The following is a 26,244-nucleotide window of genomic DNA, read 5'->3' on the forward strand; positions in this document are numbered from 1 at the left end:
CGTTTGGCAAACGCCGGCTGTCGCGCCATCGCGCGCGGAGCGCCTCGCAACGCCCGATGCAAAAGCCCCGTTTAGGGGATCACCGCCCGGCCAATCGTGCCGATCGTCGATCCGACGGTCGAGCCGACCGTATTGACCGTGCGCTTGACGAAGCCGAAGGCGCCGCCGCCGCTGTCGCTCGGCGCGGGAGCCGGCGGCGGGGGAGGCGGCGCCGGAAGGGCGACCTCCTCGACCGGGGCGGGCGCTTCCGACGCCGGCTTATGCGGCTTGGCGGCCGTCTGCGGCGCCTTGGGCTGCTTCGGCTTCGCCGCTTTCGCGGGCTTGGCGGCGGGCTTGGCCGGATCCGCCGCTGGCGGCGCCGATTCGGCGGGGGCGTTCGCCGGCTGCAGGGCCGCCGTCTTCTCGGCGGGCGCCTCCGTCGCCGCGGCCGGGGCGGGCTTTTGGAAGGCGGCGGCGGCCGGAGCCGTCGGGGCCGGCGCAAGCGCCGCCGTGGCCGGCCGGGCGGCGGCGGCGGGCTTTGGCGCCGTCACGGGTGCGGGCGTCTCCACCGGTACGGCCGGAAGCGGGACGGCGGTCGGCGCGGCCGCTGCGGTCGCGGCGGTGGTCGAGCCCGCCGCGGGGGCCGGGGCGGGTTTGGACGGGGCCTCGGGCGCCGGGGTCTGCGGGGTCAATTCGGCCTTTTCCGCCGGCGCGGCGTCGCCGGCCTCGGGAGCGGCCTCCCCGACCGCGTCGGCGGCGGGGGCCTCCAGCGACGCCTGATCGGCGTCCGACGCGAGCGGGGCCGGCTCGTCGGGGGCGATATTGGCGATCTCCGACGGCTCGCCGACGCGCGGGCCCTTCGCGATCGTCCAGCCGAGCCCCGCGAGGCCTGCGGCGACGATGGCGAGAGAAAGATAGACCAGCTTGCGGCGGCGGGCGCGCTCGGGCGGGGCGAACGTCTCGCTCCCGAAATCGTCGCCATCGCCGAGAAGGGGGGACGCAGGCGCGCGCGGCTCGGCTTCCAAAGCCAAAGGTTGCGCGTGAAGACCCGGCGCCGGGCCCGGCGCGCGGCCGGCGTCGAGCCGCGGCTCGAGACTGACCTCGGGCGCCTGGGACGCGCCGACCGGCTCGTTTTCGCGCCGCAGGAGTTCCTTGAACTCAGCGAAAGCGGCCTTGAGTTCCTTGTCGTCGCCTCGTTGATTCATGCCTACTCGCTCATGCTGGCGTTCGACCGTCCAACACCGCCGGACGGGAGCGCACATATCCGTCGCCGGCGTCGTCCGGCGGACCCGCGGGCATGAAAAATCGAAATTGTGGCGGTTGTTCGCCTCCGCGAAAGCCGCAGCCCGGGGGAACAACCGGGCGAAGCCCGCGTTCTAAGCCGCATCGGGCGGGCGCCTCACGCTCCCCGCCAACCGGCTAGGAGGCCGTCATGGACTGGAATCGCGTAGAAGGCAACTGGAAGCAGCTCAAGGGCAAGATCAAGGAGAAATGGGGCGAGCTGACCGACGACGATATCGATCGGATGGAAGGCAATCGCGAGCAGTTCGAAGGCGCGATCCAGGAGAAATACGGGATCGGCAAGGACCAGGCCAAGCGCAATATCGACGACTGGCTGAAGACGCTGCAGTAACGATTGACCTGACGCGCTTTTTCAGGCGGAAACGCCTTAACTCGCCCCCGTCTTTCAAGGCGGGGGTTTTGTTTTGGCGCCCCCAAAAACAAACCCCCAGCTCGCGCCGGGGGTCGTCAGCAGCCGCCCCTCTCGAGGGCGAGCGCGGTCTCGCGCCTTAGCGGATCACATAAGGCAGAAGGCCGAGGAAGCGGGCGCGCTTGATGGCCTGGGCCAGTTCGCGCTGCTTCTTGGCCGAAACGGCCGTGATGCGGGACGGCACGATCTTGCCGCGCTCCGAGATGTAGCGGGACAGCAGGCGCGTGTCCTTGTAGTCGATCTTGGGCGCATTGGCGCCCGAGAACGGGCAGGACTTGCGACGGCGGAAGAAGGGGCGGCGGGGCGCAGTGCTCATTCGGCGTCTCCTTCAGCGCGGCCTTCCTCACGACGGGGGCGACGGTCGCCGCGCGGGGCGCCCGGGCCGCCGCGGCGCTCGCCGCGGTCGTCGTCGTCGCGCTTGCGCAGCTGCGCCGACGGGCCTTCCTCCAGCTCCTCGACGCGCAAAGTCAGGACGCGGAGAATGTCTTCGTTGATGCTCTGCTGGCGCTCGAGCTCGGCGATCGCCGCCGGCGGGGCGTCGATGTTCAACAGCGTGAAGTGGGCCTTGCGGTTCTTCTTGATCCGATAGGCCAGCGACTTGACGCCCCAATACTCGGTCTTGCCGACCGTGCCGCCGAGCGACGTGACGACATTCTTGAACTGCCCGGTCAGAGCCTCCACCTGCTGGGGAGAAATATCCTGACGGGCGAGATAGACATGCTCATAAAGAGGCATGGATTTTCGCCTTTCCGTTGCCGCGAGCCGTTCCGGCGCCAAGCCCTTCGAGCCGATGGGAAAGGCTCGAGAGGAAATGAGTTCGAAGGCGGAGACACGGGAAGACGGGAGACCCCTCGCCCTTGACGGACGCTTCCGTTCAGCCCCCGGCCGGGAACCTCGCGATGCGCGCCTTATACGCGGGTTTGCGCAGGATGCAAGCGCCCGCGCCGCTGCGCAGGCTCCCGTTCTTGTCGCCGCCGGCGCGCGAGGCTATGTTCCGCGCGCAATTGGCCGCGGGGGAGCGCATGAAAAGCAGATTGGCGATGGTTCTGACGCTTCTTGGCCTCGCCCTGGCGCTCTCGGCCTGCGACAAATGCGGCGACTTCGAGGGCATCCGCGTCCCCGGCCAGCCCCACGCCTGCAAAAACGCCGGCGCGCGCTAAACAACGCCTCGGAGGCGCGTCGCTCCGCCGGGGCGGCGGCAAGCCTGACGACAGCGGGAGCCCTGCGTGTCGAAAGCCGATCTCTTTCTCGACAAGAAACGACGCGGCGAAAAGATCGTCGTCGTCACCGCCTATGACGCGCCGACGGCCCGCATCGAGGTCGAGGCGGGCGTCGACATTATCCTCGTGGGCGACAGCGTCGGGGTGAATGTGCTGGGCTACGCCCATGAGCGCGAGGTGACGCTCGCCGACATGGCCCATCACATCGCCGCCGTCCGCCGGGGCGCGCCCGACGTCTATCTCATCGGCGATCTTCCTTTCGCGACCTACGACACGCCCGAACAGGCGCTTACGAGCTCCCGCCTGCTGCGCGACGCGGGCGCCGACTGCGTCAAGTTCGAGGGCGCGCAGCCCGACGTCGTCGCGGCCTTGACCGCGGCGGGCTTCGACGTCTGCGGCCATCTGGGGCTCGAATCGCAGCATCAGGAGGTGAAGCGCCGGCAGGGCAAAACGGCCGCCGCGGCCGCCAAGCTCTTGGATGACGCCCTTGCCGGAGACGCCGCCGGGCAGAAATTCCTGGTGCTGGAGCTCGTCCCCCGGGAACTCGCCGCCCGCATTTCGCGCAGCGTGAGAGCGGCGACGATCGGCATTGGCGCGGGGCCCGACGTCGACGGGCAGGTTCTCGTCGTCAACGACCTCGCCGGCGTGACGACGCGTGACTTCAAGCACAACCGGCGCTATGCAGACATTGGCGCGGCGCTGCGCGCGGCGGTCGGCGCCTATGCGGCCGAGGTGCGCGCGGGCGCCTTTCCCGGGCCGGCGCAAAGCTTCCACATGGCCGAGGACGAACGCGCCGCTTTCGAAAGGATGCGCCCGTGACGTCGCTGGATACGCCTGTCGGACTTCTGCTCGTCAATCTGGGCACGCCCGACGCGCCCGATCCCCCTTCGGTGCGCCGCTATCTGGCGCAATTTCTCTCTGATCCGCGCGTCGTCGACCTGCCGCGGCCGCTCTGGCTGCCGATCCTTTACGGAATTGTCCTCAATACGCGGCCGAAGAAATCGGCGCAGGCCTATCAGTCGATCTGGAACCACGACATTGGCGAGGGGCCGCTGAAAACGATCACCCGGCGCCAGGCCGAAAGGCTCGCGGCCCGCAAGTTCGACGGCAAGGCGCCGGTTATCGTCGATTACGCCCTGCGCTACGGATCGCCCTCGATCGCCTCGCAGATCGAGGCGCTCATGGCCAAGGGCTGCGAGCGCATCGCGCTCTTGCCGCTTTATCCCCAATATGCGGCCTCGACCAACGCCTCGGTCGCCGACGCCGCCTTTGCGGCGCTCATGCGGATGCGCCGGCAGCCGGCCCTGCGCATCGGCGCGCCTTATTACGACGATCCCGCTTACATCGACGCCTTGGCGGCAGGCGTCCGGCGCGGTCTCGCGGCGCTCGATTTCGAGCCCGAGGTCGTTCTCGCCTCCTTCCACGGCCTGCCGCAGGCGCAAGTCGATCGCGGCGATCCCTATCGCCAGCATTGCGAGGAGACCTGGCGCCTACTGGGCGCGGCGCTCGGCATGGCGGAAGACAGGTTGCGCCTGTCCTTCCAGTCGCGCTTCGGCCCGGCCAAATGGATCGGGCCCTATACGAGCGACGTCGTCGCCGAGCTGGCGGAGAGCGGCGTCAAGCGCCTGGCGATCGTCGCGCCCGGCTTTTCGGCCGACTGTCTCGAAACCATCGAGGAGCTCGGCGTCGAAATCCGCGAGCTCTTCCTCGAAAAGGGCGGGGAGAAATTCGCCCGCCTGCCCTGCCTCAACGACAGCGACGAAGGCGTGGCGCTCATCGAGACGCTGGCGCGACGCGAGATCGCCGGTTGGGTCTAAAGCCCTTTTCCCGCCCAAATCCTTGGGCTTGATCGCGCCATGATCCAGTTCCGTCACCTGTTCGCCGCCGCTCTTATCACTCTCTCGAGCCCCGCCGCCGCCCAAGAGGCGCCGCCCGCGACGGGCGGTCAGCTCATCGGCGGGGTTTTCGATGCGCTCGGCATTCGCAAGCCGCCCCCGGCCGCGCCGGACTTCGTGCGCGAGTCCCGCCCCGAGCGAATGGACTACCAGCCCTTTACGCCGAGGCCTGAAAAACGAAAGACGGCCGCCGAGCTGCAGGCGGCGAGCGCTGAGCTCGACCGCGCGGCGGCCGAAAATCGCCGCCGCGCCGCGCGCGTGAAAGTCCCGGACTGAGAGTCAGGCTGAAAAATAGAACCAGGCGACATTCGCCGCGACGACGAGAACGGCGAACATCAGCGAATAAGCGATCCAGATCTTGAACATGCGCGGCGCGGCGCGCATGTCGCGCCGTCCCTTGACGGCGCGCACATAGACGCCGATGAGGAAGACGGCGACGAAGCAGATGTAGAGTGAAATAAGCGCAGTCAGCTGCGCGCTATAGACCGCAGCCGCCTCGGGCGTCGGCGCGCCGTTGAAGACCGCCGAGACGAGATCGGCGAGCGAGGCGAGCGGCGGCGCCGTCTCAGGGTCGCGGGGAACCATCGACGAGCCCTTTGCGCTGTGCGTCTTCAATGACCGAGGAGGCTTTCATGACACGGCGCGCGTTCGTTCTTCCCTTACTGTTGCTGTCGACCCCCGCCGCCGCCGAGTGGCGACTCGTGGGACAGGACGACTTTTCCAAAGTCTATCTCGACGCAACGTCCCGCGAGACCCTCGCCGACCGATCGGTCAGGGTGCGGGCGCTGACCGATTATGATCCGCAGGCCCGCGAAGCCGCAAGCTTCAAGCTTTCCGAGAAAGGCCTGTCGGAGATCGAACAAGTGGTTTTCGACTGCGAGAAACATGCTTACCGGTCCGATGGCGGCGACTGGCGCGAAGGCCATATGGCCGCGGGCGCGACGCGGAGCGTCTATCCCGCGACGCAGTCGTGGTCGAAGGTTCCGTCCTTTTACGCCGGTCTTTTCGCGAAAGCCTGCGCCCGCGACTGACGTTGTCAGTCGATGAAAGGACCAACGGCGCCCCGGAGGCTGAAGCCCGCGTCGATCACGTACCAGGCGCCGATCAGCGCCAGGCCGAGATAAGCGAAGCGCCCGGCGTAAGGGATGATGCTGACGAGAAAAACGCCGGGGAGGGCCAGCCACCAGGAGAGCGAAAACCAGCGCATCAAGGTCACGACGCTTAAGGGAATGGCCAGGATCGACATCAGCAGAAAGGCCCAGCCGAGCGTCAGCCCGATGGGTTTGAGAAGCGACGGCGGTAATTTATCGAGCATGGCCTTTCCTCTTTTTTTGAAGAGCATAGGCGAGGAGAAGGGCCCGCAAAAGCCGCCGCCGGCGACGACCTTGGACCGGGCCGTCCCCGCCGTAGCGCCGAATGTTTCCCTGCGCCGCGACGCATTTTTTGTTGCAAAGCAGCGGGCGAGGCCTGCCGTAAAGGTTTAGGCAGTTTTTTCAGCTATCGTGCCGTTCACAAGCCCGTCCTCCTCGGCGCGGGCGCGAGATTCGGTGCGGCGACGATGGACGCAATTCTCCCTCATGCAAACGGCCAGGCCGAGCGTCGGAAGGACCCGGCGCGCGTGAAAATCTCTCTTGCTGGCCGATACATGCTCGTGGGATCGAAAGGCGAATACGAATGCCACACCTATGAGATGTCGGCGGACGAGGCGTCGCTCTTCGCGCCCGTGGTGTCGACGGTCGGCGCAAGAGTCGTCATCTATCTCAGCGAGCTCGGCCGGCTGACGGGCTCCATATCCCGCCTCACCGAGATCGGCTTCGACATGAGCCTGCAATTGACGCCGCGCAAACGCGAGAAACTCGCGGGCCAGCTCGCCTGGCGCGTAAACCGGCACGAGGCCAAGGATCGCCGTCGCCACGAACGCATCAAGCCGGAAAATGAGATCAGCATCCTCACCCTGCCGAATGGCGATGAGCATGTCGTGCGGATTCGAAGCCTCTCCACCTCCGGAGTCGCGCTCGACAGCGAACACGACGTGCGCATCGGCGACGAGGTTCTCATCGGCGCCACCGCGGCGAAAGTCGTTCGCGTGCGCGACGGCGAGATCGCCTGCCAATTCCTGCGGCCCCTTACGCATGTGGACCCCGCCACGCGGCTCTGAGCGCGTGGGGTCGCGCAGCGCGGGAAGCGGCTAGCCGGCGGGCCGCGGCGTCATCCATGCGACAATGGCGCCGCCCGGCTCGGCGAGCACCGCCATGCGCCCTACGCCCGGGATGTCGAACGCGTCCTTGCAGATTTTGGCGCCCGCGGCGACGGCCCTGGCCAGACGCGCGTCGACGTCGTCGACGGCGATATAGGTCAGCCAGTGTTCGGGAACGTTCTCGAAAACGGCTTCCTTCATTTCGAACATGCCGCCGACCCGCGCCTCGCCGGACCAGATGATCCAATAGGTCATGTCCGGCATGTGCATCGGCTCGAAACGCCAGCCGAGCGTCTCGGCGTAGAATTTCTGAGCCCGCGCGACATCGTGCACGCCGAGTTCGCTCCAGCACACGACGCCATGCGGCGCTTGTTGATCAGAGGCCATTCTTCTCTCCTGTGGATCGGGCGGCGAGCCCCCTGCGAATGTCGTGGAAGCCGAGCCGCCAGGCGATCAACCAGTCCACGAGCCGCGCCGGAAGCAAGCCCAGCATGTTTCCGGCGTGCACCGGTATGCGGACGGGGGGCCGCGGCGCCGTCAGCGCGCGCAGCACGGCCTGCGCAACCGTCTCGGGGCCAGGCGCCGCGCGGCCTCCTTCGACCGCCCATTTTTTCACGAGACCCGCCGCGGGCTCGTAAATGGTGCCCTCGAAAGCGCTGACATCGGCGCGATCGGCTTTTTCCCAGATCGGAGTCGCGATCATGCCCGGCTCAATCAGAATGAGGTCGATCCCATAGACGGTCAATTCGCGCCGCAAGGCGTCGGACATGCCCTCGAGTCCGAATTTCGAGGCGTTATAGGCGCCCAGAAAAGGCGAGGCGTGTCGCCCGGCGACCGAACTCATATTGACGATGCGGCCGGGCGGGCCGCCCTGCGGCCGGCGCGCGCCCAGGAGCGGCGCAAAGGCCTGTATCACGCGCAATTGACCCGTCAGATTGGTTTCGATCTGGCGACGGAAATCCTCGATGTCGAGATGCAGCAACGGTCCCGGCACGGCGACGCCGGCGTTGTTGACGAGCCCGAAGAGCGTCCCGCCGTCGAGCCATTGCTCGACTTCGCGCGCTGCGGCGGCGACGGCTTCGCCGTCGGTCACGTCGAACAGGAGCGGCGCATAATCGGCGCCGAAACGCGCCTGCAGCCGCGCAGCGTCGGCGTCTTTGCGCACCGAGCCGAAGACAAAGAAGCCGCTTTCGACCAGCAGCGCGACGCAGGCTTCGCCGATCCCCGTCGACGCGCCGGTGACGACGACCGCGCGTTTCCTGCGCTCAGACATGATCTGCTCCCGACAGAGCGAGAAGCCGCGTCAACGCGTCGAGGGTGGACGCGTCCGCGCGGCCGTCGACCCGCGCGCGGCGAAAGTGACGCTGAAAGGCGGAGACGGCGGCGGCGGTGTCCTCGTCATAGACGCCGGTCTCGGTGACCTTGTAGCCGAAAGCCGAAAGCCGGCGTTGAAGATCCGACACGGCTGCGCCCGCCATGTCGAGATCGAGCGCCGGACCCGTATCCGGGGGCATGGGCGCAATGTCGCGGCCGACGCCCGCCGCGGCGAGGGCGTCCCAGGGGAAGAACTCGCCAGGATCGATCTTGCGGCGCGGCGCAATGTCGGAATGCGCGAGAACCCGCTGCGGCGCAATGGCGCGACGCGCGCAAATATCGCGGCAAAGGGCGATGACGGCGTTGATCTGCGGGGTGGGATACGGGTGCGGATCAATGTGGCCGGGGTGAACGATCTCGACGCCGATCGAGGCGGAATTAATGTCCGTTTCGCCGGCCCAGGAGCTGACGCCGGCATGCCAGGCGCGTCGCGCCTCCGGCACGAGCTGCAACACGGCCCCGTCCTCCTCGACGACGTAATGCGCCGAAACCTCGTGAATGGGCGAGCACAAGAGCTCGAGCGCCGACTCAGCGCTCGGCATGCCGGTGTAATGCAGAACCAGCGCGGAGACGGACCGTGCGCGTGGACCGTGATTGGGCGACGGCAGGATTCTCGCGCCGGGGTAATCCGCCGCGAAGGGGCGGACCAATTCGCCCGCCTCCCGCCAGGGCGCGGTGGCGGCGACCCACTCCACCGTGCGCGATTCGGGGTCCGTCGCGCGCAAGACGTCGGTCACCACGCAGGCGCTGTCGGCGCCGGAGGCGAGCGCGAGACAGGCGCGCCCCGGAGTCAACCCGCCGATGGCGACGAGCGGAATCTCGCCGACGCGCCTTTTCCACGCCGCCAGCCGATCGAGCCCTTGCGGCGCGAAATCCATCTTCTTGAGCAGCGTCGGCCAGACCGGACCGAGCGCGACATAATCGGGCGAAAGCGCCAGAGCGCGTTCGAGCTCGGCGTCGTCATGCGTCGAGACGCCCAAGCGCACCCCATGCCGGCGCAGCGCCGCAATGTCGGCCGTATCGAGATCGCCCTGCCCGAGATGAACGAAGTCGCAACCCTCCTCGATCGCGAGCTCCCAATAGTCATTGACGACGAGCTGCGCTCCCGCCGCCCGGCAGAGATCCCGGGCGCGGGCGATCTCGGCGCGCAATTCGGGTCCCGAACGGTCCTTCACCCGCAGTTGCACGAGTTTCACGCCAAGCGGCAGCAGGCGCGTCAGCCAGTCCGATCGATCGACGATAAGATAGAACGGATCGAGGTTCGATACGGTCAACTGCTGCTCCTTCTACGGCAAGCCATAGCAGGCGAAAGGGAATGGAGGCGTTGCGCCGGGCGGCGCATTCAGGCGACGTCCCCAAAGGGCCGGCCGAGCGCCGGCGTCGAGGGCTCAGCCATGTCGCGGGGCGTCATCGGCTTTGCAAGATGCGCCAGACGGCCGGCTTCGACCGCGAGGCCGAACGCCCGCGCCATGGCGACGGGGTCGCCAGCGCGCGAGACGGCGGTGTTGAGCAGCACCGCGTCATAGCCCATCTCCATCACCGCGACGGCGTGGGAGGGCGCGCCAAGTCCGGCGTCGACGATGAGCGGCACGCCCGGGAAATGCGCGCGCAGCGCCCGAAGCGCAAAGGCGTTGTTGACGCCGCGCCCCGAGCCGATCGGCGCCGCCCAGGGCATGAGGACTTCGCAGCCCGCGTCGAGCAGCTTCTCGGCGACGACGAGATCGTCGGTCGTATAGGGAAAGACCTTGAAGCCTTCCGCAGACAGCGCCCGGGCCGCCTCGATGAGGCCGAAAACGTCCGGCTGAAGCGTATCTTCCTCGCCGATCACCTCGAGCTTGATCCAGTCGGCCTCGAAGACGTCGCGCGCCATTTGCGCCGTGGCGATCGCCTCGCGCGCCGTCCGGCAGCCCGCCGTGTTGGGCAAGACCCGCACGCCAATCTCGCGGATGAGCCCCCAGAAGCTCTCGCCGGCGCGCGAGCCGCCGGCCTCGCGGCGCAGGGACACGGTGACGATTTCGCACGCCGAGGCGCGAACCGCCTCGGCGAGGATGGCCGGCGACGGATAACGCGCCGTGCCGAGCAACAGCCGCGAGCGCAGCGGCGCGTGATAGAGGGTGAAAGGATCGGCGGCGCCCATGGAAAAAGCCTTCAACCTCCCTGCCGCGGCGTGACGATTTCGACGGCGTCGCCCTCCTGCAGTTGGGTTTTCTCGCGATCCTTGTCGCGCACGAACTCCTGATTGAGCGCCGTGCCGACCTTCTGGTCCTCATAGCCCAATTCGCGCAACAGGGCGTCGAGCGTCGTGGCCGACACGTCACGCGGTCGCCCGTTCACCTGAATCCGCATCCATGACCTCCGGGAAATAGGCTCCGTCGAGAACGACCTCGGCGGCGCGGCGCGCGAGCGCCGGGGCCAGCAGGAACCCATGCCTGTAGAGCCCATTGATATAGATCGTCCGGCCGCGCCGGATAAGGCGCGGAAGATTGTCGGGAAAGGCCGGCCTCACGTCCGAGCCCATTTCGACGATCTCCGCCTCGGCGAAGGCGGGGTGAATGGCGAAGGCCGAATTGACGAGCTCCACCACCGAGCGCGCCGTCACGCGCGCGCGCTCCTCATTCTCGATCATGGTCGCGCCGACCATGAACAGCCCCTCGCCGCGCGGCACGACATAGACAGGTCGGCGCGGATGCAGCATGCGCACCGGGCGCGACAGCGAAATCTCGTCGCTGCGCAGCACCAGCATCTCGCCCTTGACGCCGCGCAAGCCAGGAAGCGCGTCACGCGCCGCGAACCCCCGGCAATCGAGGGTCCAGTCCGGGGGCGACGCAAGGTTTTCAGCCTCGACGCCGAAGCGGGTCTCGACGTCTGGCGTCGCGGCGAGGCGCGACGCCAGCGCCTGCATCGCCGCGCGCGGATCGAGATGCGCCTCCTGCGGAAAGAACAGCGCTTGCTCGAAACGGCCGGAAAGGTCTGGCTCGAGCGCCGCGACGCCCCCGGCGTCGAGCCGCTCGAAGCGCGCCGTGCGGCGGGCGAAGTCAGAAAGCTCCGCGCGCTCGCGCGGCGCGGCGATCACGAGACTGCCGGCGACGGTCGCGACGGGAATGTCGCGCGTCCAGAAGCCGAGCGCCTCCTCGCCCAGTTGCGCGACGATGGGCTCGGCGCTTTCCAGCTCGCACCAGGGCGCGATCATGCCGCCGGCGAAGCGCGAACAGCCCTGCCCCGGCGCCTCCTGGCGCTCGACGAGCTCGACCGCGACGCCGCGGCGCGCCAGCGCAAAGGCCGCGCAGAGCCCGGCAACGCCGGCCCCGATCACCCGCGCGCGCATGGCCCGCGCCCCAATCTCGAAAAGCTGGTCACCATCCCTCCGCCAGCATTGGAACTGGATCAGGTTCGAAGGGTCGCCGCGCCCGGCGCCTCATGACGCCCCCGCAGCCTCTCAGCCCCGTGACGGCGCGCAAGCGCCGCCGGGCGGGGCTCCCCCGGCGGGGCGGAGAGTCGCGCGAATGGCCGCTTGCGTCAAGCGACGCCGGCTCGGTCGTCACCGGCGCCCACGGCCCCCTGCGGTCTTGCAAGACTGGCGGGGATGTCCCAAGTTCTGCCCAATGACAAGCGCGCCTCAAGGCAAACCGGCGCGCCCACAGGGGAGTGAAATCAATGTTTTTTGTCACCAAAACGGTGGGGCTGCGGTCCGCCCTGGCGGCGGCGCTCGTCGCCGGCGCGCTCGGCCTCGCCGCTCCGGCGCAGGCGGCCAAGCTCGGCCCTTATTTCCCGATCCCCAACGGCTTCAATCTCACCGGCGTCGCGCGCGACTCGCTGCTGAGCATCCAGTCGAGCTGGCTCAAGAACGGCCTCGATAATCTCGAAAAGGCGAAAAAGGAGGCCGAGGCCGCACACGACGACGCGAAGGTCGCCGATCTCGACAAACAGATCGAGGACGCCAAAGCCGAGATCGCCCTCGCCGGCGACACCACCCCGGGGCCGATTCAAAAAGAGCGCAAAGACAAGCTGCTCACCCACGTCAATCAATGGATCAACGAACTCGATCGCATGGCGACGGAGCAGATGAAGATCGCCATCATGTCGGATGGCGGCGTGGCGATGACGGCTGAGAAGCTCAATCACCAATACTCGACCTTCGCCGACGACCTTCAGAAGGCCAAGCGCGATCAAAGCGTCGAAAACTGGGGCAAGTAGGAGCGGCCCCTCAGGCGAGATCGGCGCGGCGGTGGCCTTCCGCCTACAGCGGAAAATCCTCGAGCGGCGCCGGCTTTTGCAGATCGGAATGCAGCTGCTCAAGCCGCCGCGCGGCGTCGTCGACGGCGCTCGCGACTTTTTCCTCGAGCGCGGCGACGGCCTTTTTCGTTGCGTCGAGCTCGGCGCGCAACGTTGTCACTTCGCGTTCCATCGCCTCCGCCTTGCCCCGGCAGTCCATGGACTCGTCGGCGATGGCCAGCGCCGCCATGACGACGATGCGCTGCTCGCCGATCTCCTTGAAACTGTCCTTCATATTCAGGATCTTGCCCTCGACGTAGCGCGCGAGCTCCTCGAGCCGGGGCTCCTCGCCATCGTCGCAGGAGAGGCGATAGGCGCGGCCGGCGATATTGACCAGGACGGCGGCCATGGCGCTACTCCTCCCCCCGCGCTGCGACGGCGGTCTCGAGCGCGGCGGCGACCCCCGCACTCGCGTGGTCGAGGCGCCGCAGCACCTCGTCGCGGGTTTTTTCCAAGGCGCTGACGCGGGCGAGCGCGTCGTCGAGTTCGAGCGCGAGGCGCCCCCGGTCGTCCTGCATGATGGCGAGCTCCTCCTCGAGCTCGGCGCTGGAGAGATCGTCCTCGAGCCGCACGGCGACCGTGCGCTCGAGCTGTTCCAGCGCGGTCTTGAGGCGCGCAAGCGCGGCGTCGAGCTTTTCCGCGGACTTTTCTGGATGCGTCATCGCCGGGCGGCGCCCTATTTCTCGCGGCGGAAGAGGTTGCGGCCGGCGCTTGCCGATTCGCCGCAGGACGTTGGTAGCATGAATCGGGCCTTTCCGAAGCCGCCTGGACGGAAGCCGCGGGGAGAAACGCCCCGGGCGCCCGCCTTCGCGGCCCGCGCGCGGCGCGCCGACGCGTTGACAGGGGGACGCGAGGTGCTATCACACGCTCGCCTCGACATCACGGCCCGGCGCGCGGCGCGCAGACGCAGCAGGGCGAGAGCCGCCTTTCTCGCGAAACAGGCGGCGACAAGGAGATTTTCCATATGACCGTCAGAGTGGCCATCAACGGCTTCGGGCGTATCGGCCGCAACATCCTTCGCTACATCGTCGAATCCGGCCGCACGGACCTCGAGGTCGTGGCCATCAACGACCTGGGCTCGGTCGAAACCAACGCCCATCTGTTGCGCTACGATTCGGTCCATGGACGCTTCCCGCACGAGGTGAAGGTCGAGGCCGACACGATCAACGTTGGTCGCGGCCCAATCAAGGTCACCGCCATCAAGAACCCGGCGGAGCTTCCCTATAAGGATCTCAGCGTCGACGTCGCTTTGGAATGCACGGGCCTCTTTACCGCGCGCGACAAGGCGAAGCTGCTGCTCGACGCGGGCGCCAAGCGCGTGCTTGTCTCGGCCCCCGGCGACGGCGCGGATCTCACCGTCGTCTACGGCGTCAACCACGACAAGTTGACGAAGGACCATCTGATCGTCTCCAACGCCTCCTGCACGACGAATTGTCTCGCGCCGGTGGCGAAGGTGCTGAACGACGCGATCGGCATCGAGAAGGGGATCATGACGACGATCCACTCCTACACGGGCGACCAGCCGACGCTCGACACCTTCCACAAGGACCTCTACCGCGCCCGCGCCGCCGCGCTGTCGATGATCCCGACCTCGACGGGCGCCGCCAAGGCCGTCGGCCTCGTCCTGCCGGAGCTCAACGGCAAGCTCGACGGCTTCGCGATTCGCGTGCCGACGCCGAACGTCTCCGCCGTGGACCTGAAGTTCATCGCCAAGCGGCCGACGACCAAGGACGAGATCCACGCGGCGATCATCGCCGCCGCCGACGGGCCGATGAAGGGCGTGCTCGCCTATACGACGGAAAAGCTCGTCTCGATCGACTTCAACCACAACCCGGCCTCGTCGACGTTCCACCTCGACCAGACCAAGGTGATGGACGGCAATCTCGTCTCCATCCTCTCCTGGTACGACAATGAATGGGGCTTCTCCGGCCGCATGACGGATACAGCGGCGCTGATCGGGTCGCTGATCTGAAGCGCTCCTGACGACGACCTTTGACGCGGGCCGTTTTCGGCCCGCGTCGCTTTTGTAAACGACGATTGTGGAGCCCGCAGATGACCGCCTTCCGCACCCTCGATGACGTCGACGTCAAAGGCAAACGCGTGCTCCTGCGCGTCGATCTCAATGTTCCGATGGAGGAAGGCCGGGTCACCGACGCAACCCGCATCGAGCGCATCCTGCCGACGATCAATGAGATCGCCGAGAAGGGCGGCAAGGTCGTGCTGCTCTCGCATTTCGGCCGGCCCAAGGGGCAGCGCGTCGATGAGGAGTCGCTGCGCCACACGCTCCCCACGCTCGAACATTATCTCAAGCGCAAGGTGACGTTCGCCGACGATTGCGTGGGCGCGCCCGCCGAGGCCGTCGTCGCCGGCCTGAAGGACGGCGAGGTCGCGCTCCTCGAAAACACCCGCTTCCACAAGGGCGAGGAAAAGAACGATCCCGCCTTCGTCGATGACGTAGCGAAACTCGGCGATATTTTCGTCAACGACGCCTTCTCGGCGGCGCATCGCGCGCACGCCACGACCGAGGGGCTGGCGCATAAACTCCCCGCCATCGCCGGCCGCACCATGCAGGCGGAACTGGAGGCGCTTTCATCGGCGCTGACCAGCCCGGCGCGCCCGGTGATGGCGATCGTCGGCGGCGCCAAGGTTTCGACCAAACTGGAATTGCTCGGCAATCTCGTCGCCAAGGTCGACTATCTCGTCATCGGCGGCGGCATGGCCAACACCTTCCTCGCCGCGCAAGGCAAGGCGGTCGGCAAGTCGCTGTGCGAGCACGACCTCGCCGCGACGGCGCGCGACATTCTCGAGAAAGCCAAAGCCGCCAATTGCACGGTGGTTCTCCCCGTCGACGCCACCGTCGCCAAGAAATTCGAGGCGCATGCGCCGTCGCATATCGTCTCGGTCGAACATGTCGCGCAGGACGACATGATTCTCGACGTGGGGCCGAAGTCGGTCGCCCATGTCGAATCGCTTCTCGCCAAATGCAAGACGCTCGTCTGGAACGGCCCCTTCGGCGCCTTCGAACTGCCGCCCTTCGAAGAGGGCACGAGCGCCGTCGCCCAAACGGCGGCGCGATTGACCGTCGAAGGCAAGCTGTTGTCGATCGCCGGCGGCGGCGACACGGTGGCGGCGCTCAATCAGGCCCATGCCGCTCAGGAATTTTCTTACGTGTCCACGGCCGGCGGCGCCTTCCTCGAGTGGCTCGAAGGCAAAACCCTGCCCGGGGTCGCGGCGCTGCAGGCCTAGCGCGAAGTTATTTGTTGAGTCTTTGGCCCGTTTGGCGGCGCGTGAATGCGCCGTTGACGGCGCCGGGCGCGGCGCGTTACCAGAGAGACGAGTAAAAACCGCGTTAAGGCGTCGGAAGAATGCCGAGAAAGAGCGTTGCAAAATTCGGGATCGGGCAAGTCGTGAAGCATCGACGCTACCCCTTCCGCGGCGTCATCTATGACGTCGACCCGGTGTTCGCCAATACCGAGGAGTGGTGGCTCTCGATTCCCGAAGAGCTGCGGCCAAGCAAGGACCAGCCCTTCTACCATCTCTTCGCCGAGAACGCCGAAACCGAATATGTGGCCTATGTCTCGGAGCAGAATCTCCTGCCCGACACCTCCGGCGACCCCGTCCGCCATCCCCAGGTCGAGGAGACGTTCGAGCGCGACGACGACGGCGTCTATCGGATGCGCGCGCCCAAGCGGCATTGAGAGATCGGACGCCGAGCCGCGCCCTAACCCGCATTGCTGACGACCTCATCCGGCAAGTCGCGAAGGCGTCCGGACCCAATGCGCTTCTTTGCGCCGACGACGTTTGACAGCGCAGCGAAGACGTCCGGGCGACGCGTGCGCCCGCCGCCAGACGCGATGCACAAAAAAAACGCCCGCGTTTGGGACGCGGGCGTTTTCCTTTTCTAAGCCGTCCTTACTTCTTTTCGGCGGAGCCCTTGGCCTCGAGCTTCTTGCGCTCTTCTTCGGCCTTCTTCTGCAACTCTTCCTGAAGCTTCTTCTGCTGCTCCTCGAGCACCTTCGGGTCGATCGCCGGGCCGTCGAAGGCCTTTCCGAAATTGGCCAGAGGCAGGTAGAAGGTCACTTCGGCGTTGGCCTGGTTCTTGACCACGATCATCATCTTCTCGGCCTTCTTCATGCCGTCGATGACCGTCTTCTTGACCTTGGCCTCAGCAAAGCAGCCGTTCGGGAAGCAGATCTCGAAGGCGCCGGATTCGACCGGTCCCTTGTCGATCGCGAAGCGGAAGCCCGGCTTCAACATGAGCCCCGGCGGCAGCAGCAGGCGGATGATCTTGGTGTCGTCCGCCTTGGGATCGTAGACGGCGAGGGCGAGCAGCGGCTGCGGGGCGTCGCCTTCCTTGGCGGCCGCGCCGAAGTCGCGGGTCGTGTAGCAGATTTCCTTCTTCGTCGCCTGGTCCGTGCCGCAGACCTTGGTCCAGTCGGGCTGGACCGCCTGCAGATTGGCGGCGATCGGACCCGCTGGCTGCGCCGGCTGCTGCTGGGCGGGCGCGCCGCCGGGGGCCGGAGCCTGCTGGGCCTGCGCGGAGAAGCCGGCGAGCAGCAAGGCTCCCGCCAACGCAACCGCGGCGGACCGCGGGAAGAGGATCGACATGAGGAAGTCCCTTTCGCTTGTCTGCTAGCCGGCGCTGTTCCGGCGTCAGCAAATTATCGTTGTCTCGTCGTCGCGGGGGCGCCGCACGCGCGGGCGCAAAAACTGGCGCCGTGAAAACCCTTGCCCTACCGCGCCTCGACCGCGGCGCGACGTCGCGCCTTGGTCGACGGCAAAGCTCTTTACAGCGTCACGGCGACGATTTCCAGCGGGTCCGAAGGGCGTTGCGTCCCTTTGGACGGCCGGACATCCTTAAAATTTGCCAAATGCGGCGGAATGAAGCCCGCCCGCGGGCTTCAAGCCGCCACATGTTCGACTATGGTCGGGCTATGACGTCTCATACGATTCGCGGCCACGGCGTCTTCGGCCGGCCCGGCCGCGCCCTCGCGGCCGCCCTCCTGATCGTCGCCGCGACCGCGCCAGCCGGAGCCGCGGAGCCGACGCATGCGCTCTCCGTGCATGGCGCGCCGGCGCTGCCGGCGAACTTCGACCACTTCCCTTACGCCGACCCGCAGGCGAAGAAAGGCGGCCGGCTGCGCGTCGGGCTGCCGGGAACCTTCGACAGCCTCAACCCCTTCAACGTCAAATCCGGCACGGCGGCGCAGGGGCTCGTCGGCAATGTGTTTCAAAGCCTGATGGCGCGCTCGCAGGACGAGCCCTTCACGCTCTATCCGCTGATCGCGCGGTCGGTCGAGATCGATCCCGCCCGCACGCATGTGACGTTCCATCTCGATCCGCGCGCGCATTTCTCGGACGGCGCCCCGATCACCGCGGAGGACGTGCTGTTCTCCTTCAACCTCCTGAAATCGAAGGGCCGTCCGCAGCAGCGGATCGCCTATGGGCTCGTGAAATCCATCGAGGCGCCCGACGCTCACACGGTGCGTTATGACCTGACCGGCGTCGATGACCGCGAACTGCCGCTCATTCTGGCCATTATGCCGATCTTGCCCAAACATGCGACCAAGGCCGACACCTTCACGGACGCGACGCTCGCCAAGCCGATCGGCTCCGGTCCCTATGTCGTCGAAGACGCCCAGCCCGGCGCGCGCGTGCTGTTGCGCCGCGATCCCAACTACTGGGGCGCCGACGCGCCGAGCCAGCGCGGCCTCTACAATTTCGACGAGATCGACATCCAGTATTTCCGCGACGGCAATTCGCTGTTCGAGGCGTTCAAGGCCGGCCTGATCGATTATCGCGACGAGACGAGCACGACGCGCTGGTCGACCTCCTACGACTTTCCAGCGCTGCGCGACGGGCGCGTCGTGAAGGAATCGCTCAAGAACGACAATCCCAAGGGCTTGAACGGCTTCGTCTTCAATACGCGGCGGCCGCTCTTTGCCGACGTCAGGCTGCGCGAGGCGCTCGGCATGATGTTCGATTTCGAGTGGGTCAACGCCAATTACTATTCGGGCCTCTATACCCGCACGAAGAGCTTCTTCGACGAATCGGAGCTGTCGTCGTCGGGCCGTCCCGCGAACGCCAAGGAGCGGGCCTTGCTCGCGCCCTATCCCGACGCCGTGCGCGCCGACATTCTCGAAGGCAAATGGCGGCCGCCGGTGAGCGACGGCACCGGGCGCGACCGCGAGATGGCGCGGCGCGCCCTCGATCTGCTGGCGGCCGCCGGCTATCGCTTGGAGGACGGAAAACTCGCAAAGGACGGCGCGCCCGTCTCCTTCGAGATCATGGTGAAAGATCGCGATCAGGAGCGACTGGCGCTGAGCTACGCGTCGACGCTCGCTCGCATCGGCGTCGAGGCGCGCGTGCGTCTCGTCGACGAAGTGCAATATCAGCGGCGGCGCCAGAAATTCGATTTCGACATGATGATCGGCCAATATGTCGCCTCGGCCTCGCCGGGCAATGAGCAGCGCATGCGCTGGGGTTCGTCGAGCGCGACGCAGGAAGCCTCCTTCAATCTCGCCGGCGCCGCCTCGCCCGCGATCGACGGGCTCATCGCGGCGGTGCTCGCCGCGAAAAGCGACGAGGATTTCGTCGCCGCCGTGCGCGCCTATGACCGCGTGCTGCTGTCGGGCTTTTACGTGGCGCCGCTGTTCCACGCTTCCGAGCAATGGATCGCCCACTCCGCTGACCTGACGCGGCCCGAGCGCCTGCCGCGCTACGGCTCGCCGATCTTCGGGCCGACGCTGGAGAGCTGGTGGCGGAAAACTCCATGATCGGGGGCGACGCAGCGCGCGATTGCGGCGCATGCGCCGGCGCACATTGGCGGCGGCGCGGCGGCGCAATGATCCCGCCTACACGGGCCACTGGCCTGCCTTGCCGCTCAGCCGGAGGACTTGAATGGGCTTTCCTCTTTTCATCATTGGCGCGGTCGCGGTCGGCCTTCTGATTCTCGACCATAATCTGAACCTCGGCCTCGCATTCCTGCATAATCCGCTGTTCTGGTTCGCCTATGTCGCGCTGCTCGCGCTCGCGACCATGGTGCGTTTCGTGCGGCAGCAGAGCGTGCTCGTCGTCGAGCGGCTCGGACGCTACAACCGCACGCTCACCGCGGGCGTCAATTTCGTCTATCCCATCGTCGAACGCGTGGCTTATGTCTTCGATCTGCGCGAGCAGGTGATCGACGTGCCGGCGCAGGACGCCATCACCAAGGACAACGCGACCGTCACCATCGACGGCATCCTTTATTACAAAATCATCAACGCCAAGGACGCCGCCTATGGCGCCGAGGACATTCAGCGCGCGATCGTCAATCTCGCGCAGACCTCCATGCGCTCCGCCATCGGCTCGATGGAGCTCGACAAGACTTTCGAAAACAGAAGCGAGATCAACGAGCGCGTGGTCCGCGCTGTCTCCGACGCCGCGCAGCTCTGGGGCGCTTATGTGACGCGTTATGAAATCAAGGACATCAAGATGCCGGAGTCGCTGCGTCAGTCGATGGAGCGGCAGATGAAGGCCGAGCGCGACAAGCGCGCCGCCGTGCTCGAATCCGAGGGCGTGAAGCAATCCGAGATCAACCGCGCCGAGGGCGAGAAACAGGCGGCGATCCTGCGCGCCGAAGGTCAGGCGAAGGCGATTGAACTCGTGCGCCAGCAGATCACGCAGGTCGGCGGCGATCAGGCGGTGCAGCTCGAAGTCGCGAAATCCGCGATCGAACAGTATGGTCGTCTCGCAAAGGCCGGCAATGCGCTGGTGCTGATGGGCGATGGCGCGGATCCCGCCGGCTGGATCGCCCGGGCGATGGCCGTGCTGAAGACGGTCAACGCCGGGACGACGACGGCGCCAAAGAGCCGTGCGCAGCCATGGGACAATCAGGAGTGACGGCAATCGACATCGACGCGAGCCTCCTTGCCGACCCGGCCACGCTGAGCCTGATCGCGGGCCTCGCGCTGCTCGCTTTCGATATCCTCGTGGTCGGCCTGTCCCCGATCATGTTCGTCGCCGTCGGCGCGCTCGTCACGAGCGCGACGCTCTTTGCGACGGGCGCCCGGCCGGGACTCCTGGAAACCGCGGCCATCGCGTCGGTGCTGAGCCTCCTCATTGCGCTCCTTGGCCGCAAGCCGTTGCAACGCTTTCAGGCCGCCGACGTGCAGGAAGACCAGAGCAGCGACCTCATCGGCCGCGACCTGGTGACGACGCATGAGGTGACGAAGGCGACGGGCCGCGTCCATTGGTCGGGGCTCGACTGGGAGGCGCGGCTTTCAGCTGACGCCGCCGTCGATCGTCTCATGCCCGGCGTCCGCGCGCGCGTCGTGCGCGTCGACAATCTGGTGCTGGTGCTGGCGCCGATCGCGTGAGAAAAAAAGCCCCTTGATCATGCCCGTTCGTCGTCTCGATCCCATCCTCGTCGATCGCATCGCCGCCGGCGAGGTGGTGGAGCGGCCGGCCTCGGCGGTGAAGGAGCTCGTCGAGAACGCGCTCGACGCCGGCGCGACGCGCATCGACGTCGCGATCGAGGACGGCGGCCGCACGCTCATTCGCGTCATCGACGACGGCTGTGGCATGGACGAACACGATCTCGCGCTTGCCGTCGAGCGGCACGCGACCTCGAAAATTCCTGACGGCGACCTCACCCATATTGCGACGCTCGGCTTTCGCGGCGAGGCGCTCCCCTCCATCGCCGCGGTGGCGGATCTTTCGATCGACACGCGCGCCAGGGAGGCGCCGCATGGCTTTTCGATCCGCATCGAGGCCGGCGAAAAGCGCGGCCTGTCGCCCTCGAGCTGGCCGCGCGGCACGCGGATCGAAGCGCGCGCGCTGTTCGCGGCGACGCCGGCGCGGCTCAAATTCTTAAAGACCGAGCGCACCGAGACGGCCGCCGTCGTCGATGTCGTCAAGCGCCTCGCCATGGCGCATCCCGACGTGCGCTTCTCGCTCTCGACCGACAGCGGCCCGCTCTTCGACTATCCCGCCTGCGGCGCCGATGGGGCGCGGCGCATCGCGCAGGCGCTGGGCGAGGAGTTTCGCGCCAACGCCTTCGAGATTGACGCGGAACGTTCAGGCGTGCGCCTTTCGGGCCTCGCCGGTCTGCCGACCTACAATCGCGGCAACGCCCAGGCGCAATATGTCTATGTCAACGGCCGCCCCGTGCGCGACAAGCTCTTTTCCGGCGCCATCCGCGCCGCTTATCTCGATTTCTTGAGCGCCGACCGCCATCCGGTCGCCGTGCTGTTCATCGACTGCGATCCGCGCATCGTCGACGTGAATGTCCATCCCGCCAAGGCCGAAGTGCGCTTTTCCGATCCGGGCCTGGTGCGCGGCCTCGTGGTGGGCGCGTTGAAACAGGCGCTCGCCGAGAAGAGCCATCGCAGCGCCACGAGCGGCGCGCAGGCGGCGATCGACATGCTGACGCGCTCGGGCGCCGCGAGCGGCTTCGCGGCCTTTCGATCCCCGGCGCCGGCCAATTGGGACGTCGCCCGGTCGCCCTATGCGCCCGCAGGCTTTGCCGAGACGCGGCAACAGGCGTTCCCGACTGGCGCGCCTTCGGCGGACGCCCGCCCGCACGAGGGGTTCGCCGACGCCACGGCGGAGGACGCCCCGCTCGGCGCGGCGCGCGCGCAGCTGCACGAAACCTATATCATCGCGCAGACCCGCGACGGGCTCGTCATCGTCGACCAGCATGCGGCGCATGAGCGGCTCGTCTATGAAAAGCTCAAAAAACAGCGCGCCGAGGCGAGCGTGGAGCGGCAACTGCTGCTCATCCCCGTCGTCGTCGATCTCGACGAGACGCGCATGAACGCGCTTGCCGGCGCTTTCGAGGAGCTTGCCGCCCTCGGCCTCGCGCTCGAACCCTTTGGCCCCGGCGCCGTGCTGGTGCGCGAAACGCCGGCGGTCCTCGGCGAGGTGGACGCCAAGCGGCTCGTCGAGGATATCGCCGACCTTCTGTCTGAGGCCGGCGACGCGCGCGCCCTGTCGCGCCGGCTCGACCATGTGCTCGCGACCTGCGCCTGCCATCATTCCGTGCGCGCAGGACGCCGCCTCAGCGCGCCGGAGATGAATGCGCTCTTGCGCGAGATGGAGACGACGCCGGGCGCGGCGCAATGCAATCACGGACGGCCGACCTATGTGGAGCTGAAGCTTTCGGATATCGAAAAGCTCTTTGGCCGAAAGTGAGGCGAGGAGCTTGAGCGCCGCGCGGCGCTTTCTATGTAAGAGAGCGGTCGATGTGTCTTCCCGGAGGGCTCGATTGCTTCGCTTTGCTCGCACTGACGGCGTCAATCGCAGGGACGCGGTCTTCGGCGCCCTCGCGCTCACCCTCTTCCCCGCTCCCGCCCGCGCCGCGGCGCGCGTCGACATCGAGGCCTTCGACCCGTCGGGCAAAAGCCTCGGCGTCGAGCCGGTCGAGAAGGTCGTGAAGCCGGACGCCGAGTGGCGCGCGCAGCTCTCGGCGCTCGCCTATGACGTCACGCGCCGCGACGGGACCGAGCGCGCTTTCACCGGTCCCTATTGGGACGCGCATGACGACGGGCTGTTTCGCTGCGTCTGCTGCGACACGGCGCTGTTCGATTCGAAGACCAAATATGATTCGGGGACCGGCTGGCCGAGCTTCTTCGCGCCGATCTCCAAGATCAATGTCGTCGAAAGCGTCGACGCTTCCTTCGGCATGCGCCGCGTCGCCGTCTCCTGCAAACGCTGCGACGCGCATCTCGGACATGTCTTCACCGACGGGCCGCGTCCCACGGGTCTGCGCTATTGCATGAATGGCGTCGCCTTGCGCTTCGTTCCGCGCGGAAAGGCGTAAGATGAGAGGGGTTGCGCGCGCCCTGTTGATGGCGCTCCTCATGGCGACGCCGCTGGCCGCCGCCGAACGGGCGGTCAGCCTGCCGCCGCCGGCCTATGATCCGGCCCCGGCGTCGATGGGCCCGCAAAAGCTCGTCGTCGCGGGCGGCTGCTTCTGGGGCGTCCAGGGGGTGTTTCAGCGCGTCAAGGGCGTCTCGCGCGCGGTCTCGGGCTATGCCGGCGGCGACCGCGAGACGGCCCATTACGCGCGGGTCACGCAAGGCGACACGGGTCATGCCGAGTCGGTCGAGGTCACTTATGATCCCGCCAAGGTGAGCGTCGGCGACCTTCTGCGCGTGTTCTTCTCCGTCGTCCATGATCCGACGCAACTGAACCGGCAGGGCCCGGATGTGGGGACGCAATATCGCTCGGCGATTTTCGTCGCCGATCCGGTGCAAGAGAAGGTCGCGCGCGCCTATGTGGCGCAGCTGGCGGCCGCTGGCGCCTTCGCTGCGCCGATCGTCACCCGCATCGAGCCGCTGACGCGCTTTTACCCGGCCGAAAGCTACCATCAGGACTATCTGACGCAGCATCCGCAGGCGCCTTACATCGTCATCAACGACCTGCCGAAAATCGACAGTCTGCGGACGCTGTTTCCGGCGCTTTATCGCGAGGCCCCCGTTTCGACGAAATGAGCCAGATCGCTCATCCGCCGAACAGCCTTCGGAAAAATCCTTTCGGCTTTTCCGCCGCAGCGGGCGGGGCCGGAGGCGGCGGGGCGGCGGCCGCGGCGGTCATGCCGGCGACGACGCGGGTCTGTTCCTCCTCGCGCTCGACGCCCGCGCGGGCGATGAGCGCGGCGAGCGTGGGCGCGGAGCTCGCCGCGACCCAGCGCCCGGCCCGGCGCGCGGCGAGATAATCGGCGAGCGCCGAAGCGCTTTGCGGGTCGCGGCTCCTCTCGAAATGCGCGAGCGCGCGCTCGACGGCGCTGATGTCGAGCAGCATGCGCGCCGCCCGCGCCGCGCTCTGACGCGTCGCCACATCGGGCGCGAGGCCGATGCGCGCGCCTTGCAGCGACAGCGCGTCCTCCTCCTGCAGCAAGGCGCCGAGCATGGAGAGCTGCGCGGCGGCGTCGAGGCCCGGCGGGACCATGCCCTCGGCGCCGCAGGCGGCGGCGTAGCGCGCCACGAGCGAAAGCGCGCCGCGCGCGGCCGCGCCGATCCGCCCGTCCTGCGCCTGAGGACTGAGCGGCCCTCCCCTGCCGAGCGCCGCCGCCACGGCGGGATCGGCGCGATAAGCCCCGTAGCCGCCGGCCGCCTGCAGCGGCGCGGGCGCGGCGGCGGAAGCGGCGAGCGCCGCGAAACTCGCCTGCTGCAGCGGCTCGAACACGTCCCAGAGACCCGCGGCGGACAAACGCGGCGGAAACCCGGCGCGGGTCAACGCCTCATTCAGCCCGGCGACGAGTTTTTCGCGCCGGCCCTTGAGCCCCGCCGCGCGCTCGGCGAAGGCGCGGGCCGCGGCGCCCGTGCTCATGCGCGCCCCGGCGCTTTCGGCCCGGCGCATCAATTCGTCGAGCAGCAGATCGTCGTCGCCGAGGCGGCGCGGCGCGAGCCCATCCGCCTCGACGCGAAACAGCCGCACGAAGGGCGGCCCGCCCGGATCGACCGGCGCGACGCCGAGATCGCCCGGCCGCGCGGCGGGCGCGACGAGGCCGACCTCGTCGCCGAGCGACGCGCCGTAGAAGTCGATCTCGATCGTTTCGCCGAGCCCGGCGGCGTTCTTCTCCGGCGCGCGGCGCACGGCGACGCCGTCGGCCTCCGGAGACGCGGGATCGAGCAGCAGATTGAGGAGGTTCAACACGACGACGGCGTCGCGCGATTCGACCGCGTCCGGGTGCTCTGCAGGTTCGCCCGTCGCCTGGCGGATGTCATCGAAGGTGAGCGGATCGACGATGGGCTCGCCGCCCTGCTTCTGCTCCTGCATCCAGCCGCGCAGGCGCCGGCGCTGATTGAGCGCGATGGCGACGCAGGCGCGCCCAACGAGCGTCGCGCTCTCCTCGAGCGAATCGGGGATGCGCAGGCGCAGGCCGACGCGCGGCGCGCCATTCTCGGCGACCCAGTGCTGCATGACGGCGAAGGGCGCCTCGCGGGTATCGGCGGCCGCCTCCGCCTCGAGCGGGCGCGCCTCGAGCAGCAGGCGGCTCTGATAGGCGGGAAAAATGCGCCGGGCCGGCGCGAGACGCAGCACGAGCCCGCCATCCGCGCCCTGTTCGAAGGCGCGGCGCTGGCCGAAGGCCCAGACGAGCCGCGCCCCGGCGGAAGCAGTTTGCTCGCGGGCGAGACGCTCGACGTCTCCCCGCGCCGGCAGGGAGATGATCCGGAAGACCGCTTCGGCGGGGCCATTGCCCTCCGGCAGGAGAGTCATCAGCAGGCGGTAGTCGGCCCCCGGCGGCTGGTCGCGCTCGGACCCGAGAGAGAGCGTCAGCGCCGCGCCGTCAGCGGCTGTGAGCCGCACGAATCGATGCTCCGCCGGAATATCGAAGACGACGGCGCCGGCGCGCCAGCGCGGCGCGTCGATCACATCCGCGAGCGTCGACTCGGTCTCGAAGTCGATGTCGCCCGCCGAAACCACGGTGAGCGCGGGACGCGCCGCGAACGGCGGCGCACGCTCGGCTCCGTCGAAGCCGCCGATGACGAGACGTCTTCCGCCGTCCCAGAAATAGTCTAGTTGCTCTTGCCACATTCGCCGCAGCGCCCGGGTGGTTTGGAGAGTGCATGGCGCTACGGTCCATGCATGAGAAAGCGTGCAAAAGAATAG

The 26,244-nt window shown here is 67.6% G+C and carries 32 protein-coding genes and 1 riboswitch; of the genes, 17 read left to right on the top strand and 15 right to left on the bottom strand.

From position 1 onward, the window contains the following. Window positions 1-71 precede the first annotated feature (71 nt). On the bottom strand, window positions 72-1,184 hold the full coding sequence (locus RVU70_RS05270) for a hypothetical protein (RefSeq protein WP_363350029.1): 1,113 nt from the start codon (window positions 1,182-1,184) through the stop codon (window positions 72-74). Between the two features lie 227 nt (window positions 1,185-1,411). Here RVU70_RS05270 and RVU70_RS05275 point away from each other — a divergent pair, with 227 nt between their 5' ends. Further along, window positions 1,412-1,612 (top strand): CsbD family protein, encoded by a 201-nt coding sequence (locus RVU70_RS05275; protein ID WP_363350030.1) that lies wholly within the window; start codon window positions 1,412-1,414, stop codon window positions 1,610-1,612. Between the two features lie 157 nt (window positions 1,613-1,769). On the opposite strand, the gene rpsR is transcribed toward RVU70_RS05275, so the two are convergent. Together rpsR and rpsF are read right to left on the bottom strand one after the other, a co-directional pair. Continuing rightward, window positions 1,770-2,006, bottom strand: coding sequence for a 30S ribosomal protein S18 (gene rpsR, locus RVU70_RS05280; protein ID WP_016917696.1), 237 nt, complete (start codon window positions 2,004-2,006; stop codon window positions 1,770-1,772). Beyond that, on the bottom strand, window positions 2,003-2,425 hold the full coding sequence (gene rpsF / locus RVU70_RS05285) for a 30S ribosomal protein S6 (protein ID WP_363350031.1): 423 nt from the start codon (window positions 2,423-2,425) through the stop codon (window positions 2,003-2,005). Before rpsF ends, rpsR begins: the two co-directional genes overlap by 4 nt. A gap of 287 nt (window positions 2,426-2,712) precedes the next feature. Between rpsF and RVU70_RS05290 the strand changes: the two genes are divergently transcribed. The 4 genes from RVU70_RS05290 to RVU70_RS05305 all read left to right on the top strand — a co-directional run bounded on the left by RVU70_RS05290 (window position 2,713) and on the right by RVU70_RS05305 (window position 5,081). Next, window positions 2,713-2,850, top strand: a complete 138-nt coding sequence (locus tag RVU70_RS05290; protein ID WP_363350032.1) for a hypothetical protein — start codon at window positions 2,713-2,715, stop codon at window positions 2,848-2,850. A gap of 66 nt (window positions 2,851-2,916) precedes the next feature. Continuing rightward, window positions 2,917-3,729: a 3-methyl-2-oxobutanoate hydroxymethyltransferase gene (panB, locus tag RVU70_RS05295; protein ID WP_363350033.1), complete on the top strand. Its 813-nt coding sequence runs from the start codon at window positions 2,917-2,919 to the stop codon at window positions 3,727-3,729. Beyond that, window positions 3,726-4,727 carry a ferrochelatase gene (gene hemH / locus RVU70_RS05300; RefSeq protein WP_363350034.1) on the top strand — a complete coding sequence of 334 codons (1,002 nt, stop codon included), beginning with the start codon at window positions 3,726-3,728 and terminating at the stop codon, window positions 4,725-4,727. Before panB ends, hemH begins: the two co-directional genes overlap by 4 nt. 39 nt (window positions 4,728-4,766) lie before the next feature. After that, window positions 4,767-5,081: a hypothetical protein gene (locus tag RVU70_RS05305; protein ID WP_363350035.1), complete on the top strand. Its 315-nt coding sequence runs from the start codon at window positions 4,767-4,769 to the stop codon at window positions 5,079-5,081. Between the two features lie 3 nt (window positions 5,082-5,084). On the opposite strand, the gene RVU70_RS05310 is transcribed toward RVU70_RS05305, so the two are convergent. Beyond that, complete coding sequence (locus RVU70_RS05310) at window positions 5,085-5,390, bottom strand: hypothetical protein (protein WP_363350036.1); 306 nt, start codon at window positions 5,388-5,390, stop codon at window positions 5,085-5,087. A gap of 47 nt (window positions 5,391-5,437) precedes the next feature. On the opposite strand from RVU70_RS05310, the gene RVU70_RS05315 reads away from it, so the two are divergent. Continuing rightward, complete coding sequence (locus tag RVU70_RS05315; protein ID WP_363350037.1) at window positions 5,438-5,836, top strand: surface-adhesin E family protein; 399 nt, start codon at window positions 5,438-5,440, stop codon at window positions 5,834-5,836. A 5-nt stretch (window positions 5,837-5,841) separates the two neighbouring features. Here RVU70_RS05315 and RVU70_RS05320 read toward each other — a convergent pair whose 3' ends face one another. Further along, window positions 5,842-6,120, bottom strand: a complete 279-nt coding sequence (locus RVU70_RS05320) for a hypothetical protein (RefSeq protein ID WP_363350038.1) — start codon at window positions 6,118-6,120, stop codon at window positions 5,842-5,844. Between the two features lie 243 nt (window positions 6,121-6,363). On the opposite strand from RVU70_RS05320, the gene RVU70_RS05325 reads away from it, so the two are divergent. Next, a complete protein-coding gene (locus RVU70_RS05325) occupies window positions 6,364-6,963 on the top strand; it encodes a PilZ domain-containing protein (protein WP_363350039.1) in 600 nt (199 codons plus the stop codon). A 30-nt stretch (window positions 6,964-6,993) separates the two neighbouring features. Here the strand turns inward: RVU70_RS05325 and RVU70_RS05330 are convergent, their stop codons facing one another. From RVU70_RS05330 to RVU70_RS05355, 6 genes are all read right to left on the bottom strand, one after another. Next, window positions 6,994-7,389, bottom strand: coding sequence for a VOC family protein (locus RVU70_RS05330; protein WP_363350040.1), 396 nt, complete (start codon window positions 7,387-7,389; stop codon window positions 6,994-6,996). Next, window positions 7,379-8,275: an SDR family NAD(P)-dependent oxidoreductase gene (locus RVU70_RS05335; RefSeq protein ID WP_363350041.1), complete on the bottom strand. Its 897-nt coding sequence runs from the start codon at window positions 8,273-8,275 to the stop codon at window positions 7,379-7,381. Before RVU70_RS05335 ends, RVU70_RS05330 begins: the two co-directional genes overlap by 11 nt. Continuing rightward, window positions 8,268-9,650: a thiamine phosphate synthase gene (locus tag RVU70_RS05340; protein ID WP_363350042.1), complete on the bottom strand. Its 1,383-nt coding sequence runs from the start codon at window positions 9,648-9,650 to the stop codon at window positions 8,268-8,270. Before RVU70_RS05340 ends, RVU70_RS05335 begins: the two co-directional genes overlap by 8 nt. A gap of 68 nt (window positions 9,651-9,718) precedes the next feature. Continuing rightward, on the bottom strand, window positions 9,719-10,513 hold the full coding sequence (locus RVU70_RS05345; RefSeq protein WP_363350043.1) for a thiazole synthase: 795 nt from the start codon (window positions 10,511-10,513) through the stop codon (window positions 9,719-9,721). 11 nt (window positions 10,514-10,524) lie between these two features. Beyond that, on the bottom strand, window positions 10,525-10,722 hold the full coding sequence (gene thiS, locus RVU70_RS05350) for a sulfur carrier protein ThiS (protein WP_363350044.1): 198 nt from the start codon (window positions 10,720-10,722) through the stop codon (window positions 10,525-10,527). Beyond that, window positions 10,691-11,701, bottom strand: a complete 1,011-nt coding sequence (locus tag RVU70_RS05355) for an FAD-dependent oxidoreductase (protein WP_363350045.1) — start codon at window positions 11,699-11,701, stop codon at window positions 10,691-10,693. The genes thiS and RVU70_RS05355 overlap by 32 nt, the downstream gene beginning before the upstream one ends. 16 nt (window positions 11,702-11,717) lie before the next feature. After that, window positions 11,718-11,867: riboswitch (TPP riboswitch) on the bottom strand. A 163-nt stretch (window positions 11,868-12,030) separates the two neighbouring features. Here RVU70_RS05355 and RVU70_RS05360 point away from each other — a divergent pair. Further along, window positions 12,031-12,570 carry a hypothetical protein gene (locus RVU70_RS05360; protein WP_363350046.1) on the top strand — a complete coding sequence of 180 codons (540 nt, stop codon included), beginning with the start codon at window positions 12,031-12,033 and terminating at the stop codon, window positions 12,568-12,570. 43 nt (window positions 12,571-12,613) lie between these two features. Here RVU70_RS05360 and RVU70_RS05365 read toward each other — a convergent pair whose 3' ends face one another. Together RVU70_RS05365 and RVU70_RS05370 are read right to left on the bottom strand one after the other, a co-directional pair. After that, the gene (locus RVU70_RS05365) at window positions 12,614-12,997 is read right to left on the bottom strand and encodes a cell division protein ZapA (RefSeq protein ID WP_363350047.1); all 384 of its coding nucleotides are present in this window, start codon (window positions 12,995-12,997) and stop codon (window positions 12,614-12,616) included. A gap of 4 nt (window positions 12,998-13,001) precedes the next feature. Then, window positions 13,002-13,310 (bottom strand): DUF4164 family protein, encoded by a 309-nt coding sequence (locus RVU70_RS05370; protein ID WP_363350048.1) that lies wholly within the window; start codon window positions 13,308-13,310, stop codon window positions 13,002-13,004. Window positions 13,311-13,612: 302 nt separating this feature from the next. On the opposite strand from RVU70_RS05370, the gene gap reads away from it, so the two are divergent. The 3 genes from gap to hspQ all read left to right on the top strand — a co-directional run bounded on the left by gap (window position 13,613) and on the right by hspQ (window position 16,346). Next, window positions 13,613-14,620: a type I glyceraldehyde-3-phosphate dehydrogenase gene (gap, locus tag RVU70_RS05375; protein WP_363350049.1), complete on the top strand. Its 1,008-nt coding sequence runs from the start codon at window positions 13,613-13,615 to the stop codon at window positions 14,618-14,620. An 80-nt stretch (window positions 14,621-14,700) separates the two neighbouring features. Then, window positions 14,701-15,894 (top strand): phosphoglycerate kinase, encoded by a 1,194-nt coding sequence (locus tag RVU70_RS05380; protein WP_363350050.1) that lies wholly within the window; start codon window positions 14,701-14,703, stop codon window positions 15,892-15,894. A gap of 119 nt (window positions 15,895-16,013) precedes the next feature. Then, window positions 16,014-16,346, top strand: coding sequence for a heat shock protein HspQ (gene hspQ / locus RVU70_RS05385; RefSeq protein WP_363350051.1), 333 nt, complete (start codon window positions 16,014-16,016; stop codon window positions 16,344-16,346). 214 nt (window positions 16,347-16,560) lie between these two features. Here hspQ and RVU70_RS05390 read toward each other — a convergent pair whose 3' ends face one another. Continuing rightward, on the bottom strand, window positions 16,561-17,256 hold the full coding sequence (locus tag RVU70_RS05390) for an invasion associated locus B family protein (protein WP_363350052.1): 696 nt from the start codon (window positions 17,254-17,256) through the stop codon (window positions 16,561-16,563). 326 nt (window positions 17,257-17,582) lie between these two features. On the opposite strand from RVU70_RS05390, the gene RVU70_RS05395 reads away from it, so the two are divergent. The 6 genes from RVU70_RS05395 to msrA all read left to right on the top strand — a co-directional run bounded on the left by RVU70_RS05395 (window position 17,583) and on the right by msrA (window position 24,122). Then, window positions 17,583-19,424, top strand: coding sequence for an extracellular solute-binding protein (locus RVU70_RS05395; protein WP_405044877.1), 1,842 nt, complete (start codon window positions 17,583-17,585; stop codon window positions 19,422-19,424). 124 nt (window positions 19,425-19,548) lie between these two features. Continuing rightward, window positions 19,549-20,529 carry a stomatin-like protein gene (locus RVU70_RS05400; RefSeq protein WP_363350054.1) on the top strand — a complete coding sequence of 327 codons (981 nt, stop codon included), beginning with the start codon at window positions 19,549-19,551 and terminating at the stop codon, window positions 20,527-20,529. Beyond that, entirely contained in the window at window positions 20,526-21,005 is a 480-nt protein-coding gene (locus tag RVU70_RS05405; RefSeq protein WP_363350055.1) for an NfeD family protein, read from the top strand. Before RVU70_RS05400 ends, RVU70_RS05405 begins: the two co-directional genes overlap by 4 nt. A 19-nt stretch (window positions 21,006-21,024) precedes the next feature. Then, entirely contained in the window at window positions 21,025-22,821 is a 1,797-nt protein-coding gene (gene mutL, locus RVU70_RS05410) for a DNA mismatch repair endonuclease MutL (protein ID WP_363350056.1), read from the top strand. Between the two features lie 73 nt (window positions 22,822-22,894). Then, entirely contained in the window at window positions 22,895-23,449 is a 555-nt protein-coding gene (gene msrB, locus RVU70_RS05415; RefSeq protein ID WP_363350057.1) for a peptide-methionine (R)-S-oxide reductase MsrB, read from the top strand. A gap of 1 nt (window position 23,450) precedes the next feature. Continuing rightward, window positions 23,451-24,122 (top strand): peptide-methionine (S)-S-oxide reductase MsrA, encoded by a 672-nt coding sequence (gene msrA / locus RVU70_RS05420; RefSeq protein ID WP_363350058.1) that lies wholly within the window; start codon window positions 23,451-23,453, stop codon window positions 24,120-24,122. Between the two features lie 10 nt (window positions 24,123-24,132). On the opposite strand, the gene RVU70_RS05425 is transcribed toward msrA, so the two are convergent. Continuing rightward, window positions 24,133-26,169 (bottom strand): hypothetical protein, encoded by a 2,037-nt coding sequence (locus RVU70_RS05425; protein ID WP_363350059.1) that lies wholly within the window; start codon window positions 26,167-26,169, stop codon window positions 24,133-24,135. Window positions 26,170-26,244 lie beyond the last annotated feature (75 nt).

It is taken from the genome of Methylocystis echinoides (assembly GCF_040687965.1).
In the GTDB taxonomy this organism is placed as follows: Bacteria; Pseudomonadota; Alphaproteobacteria; order Rhizobiales; family Beijerinckiaceae; genus Methylocystis; species Methylocystis echinoides_A.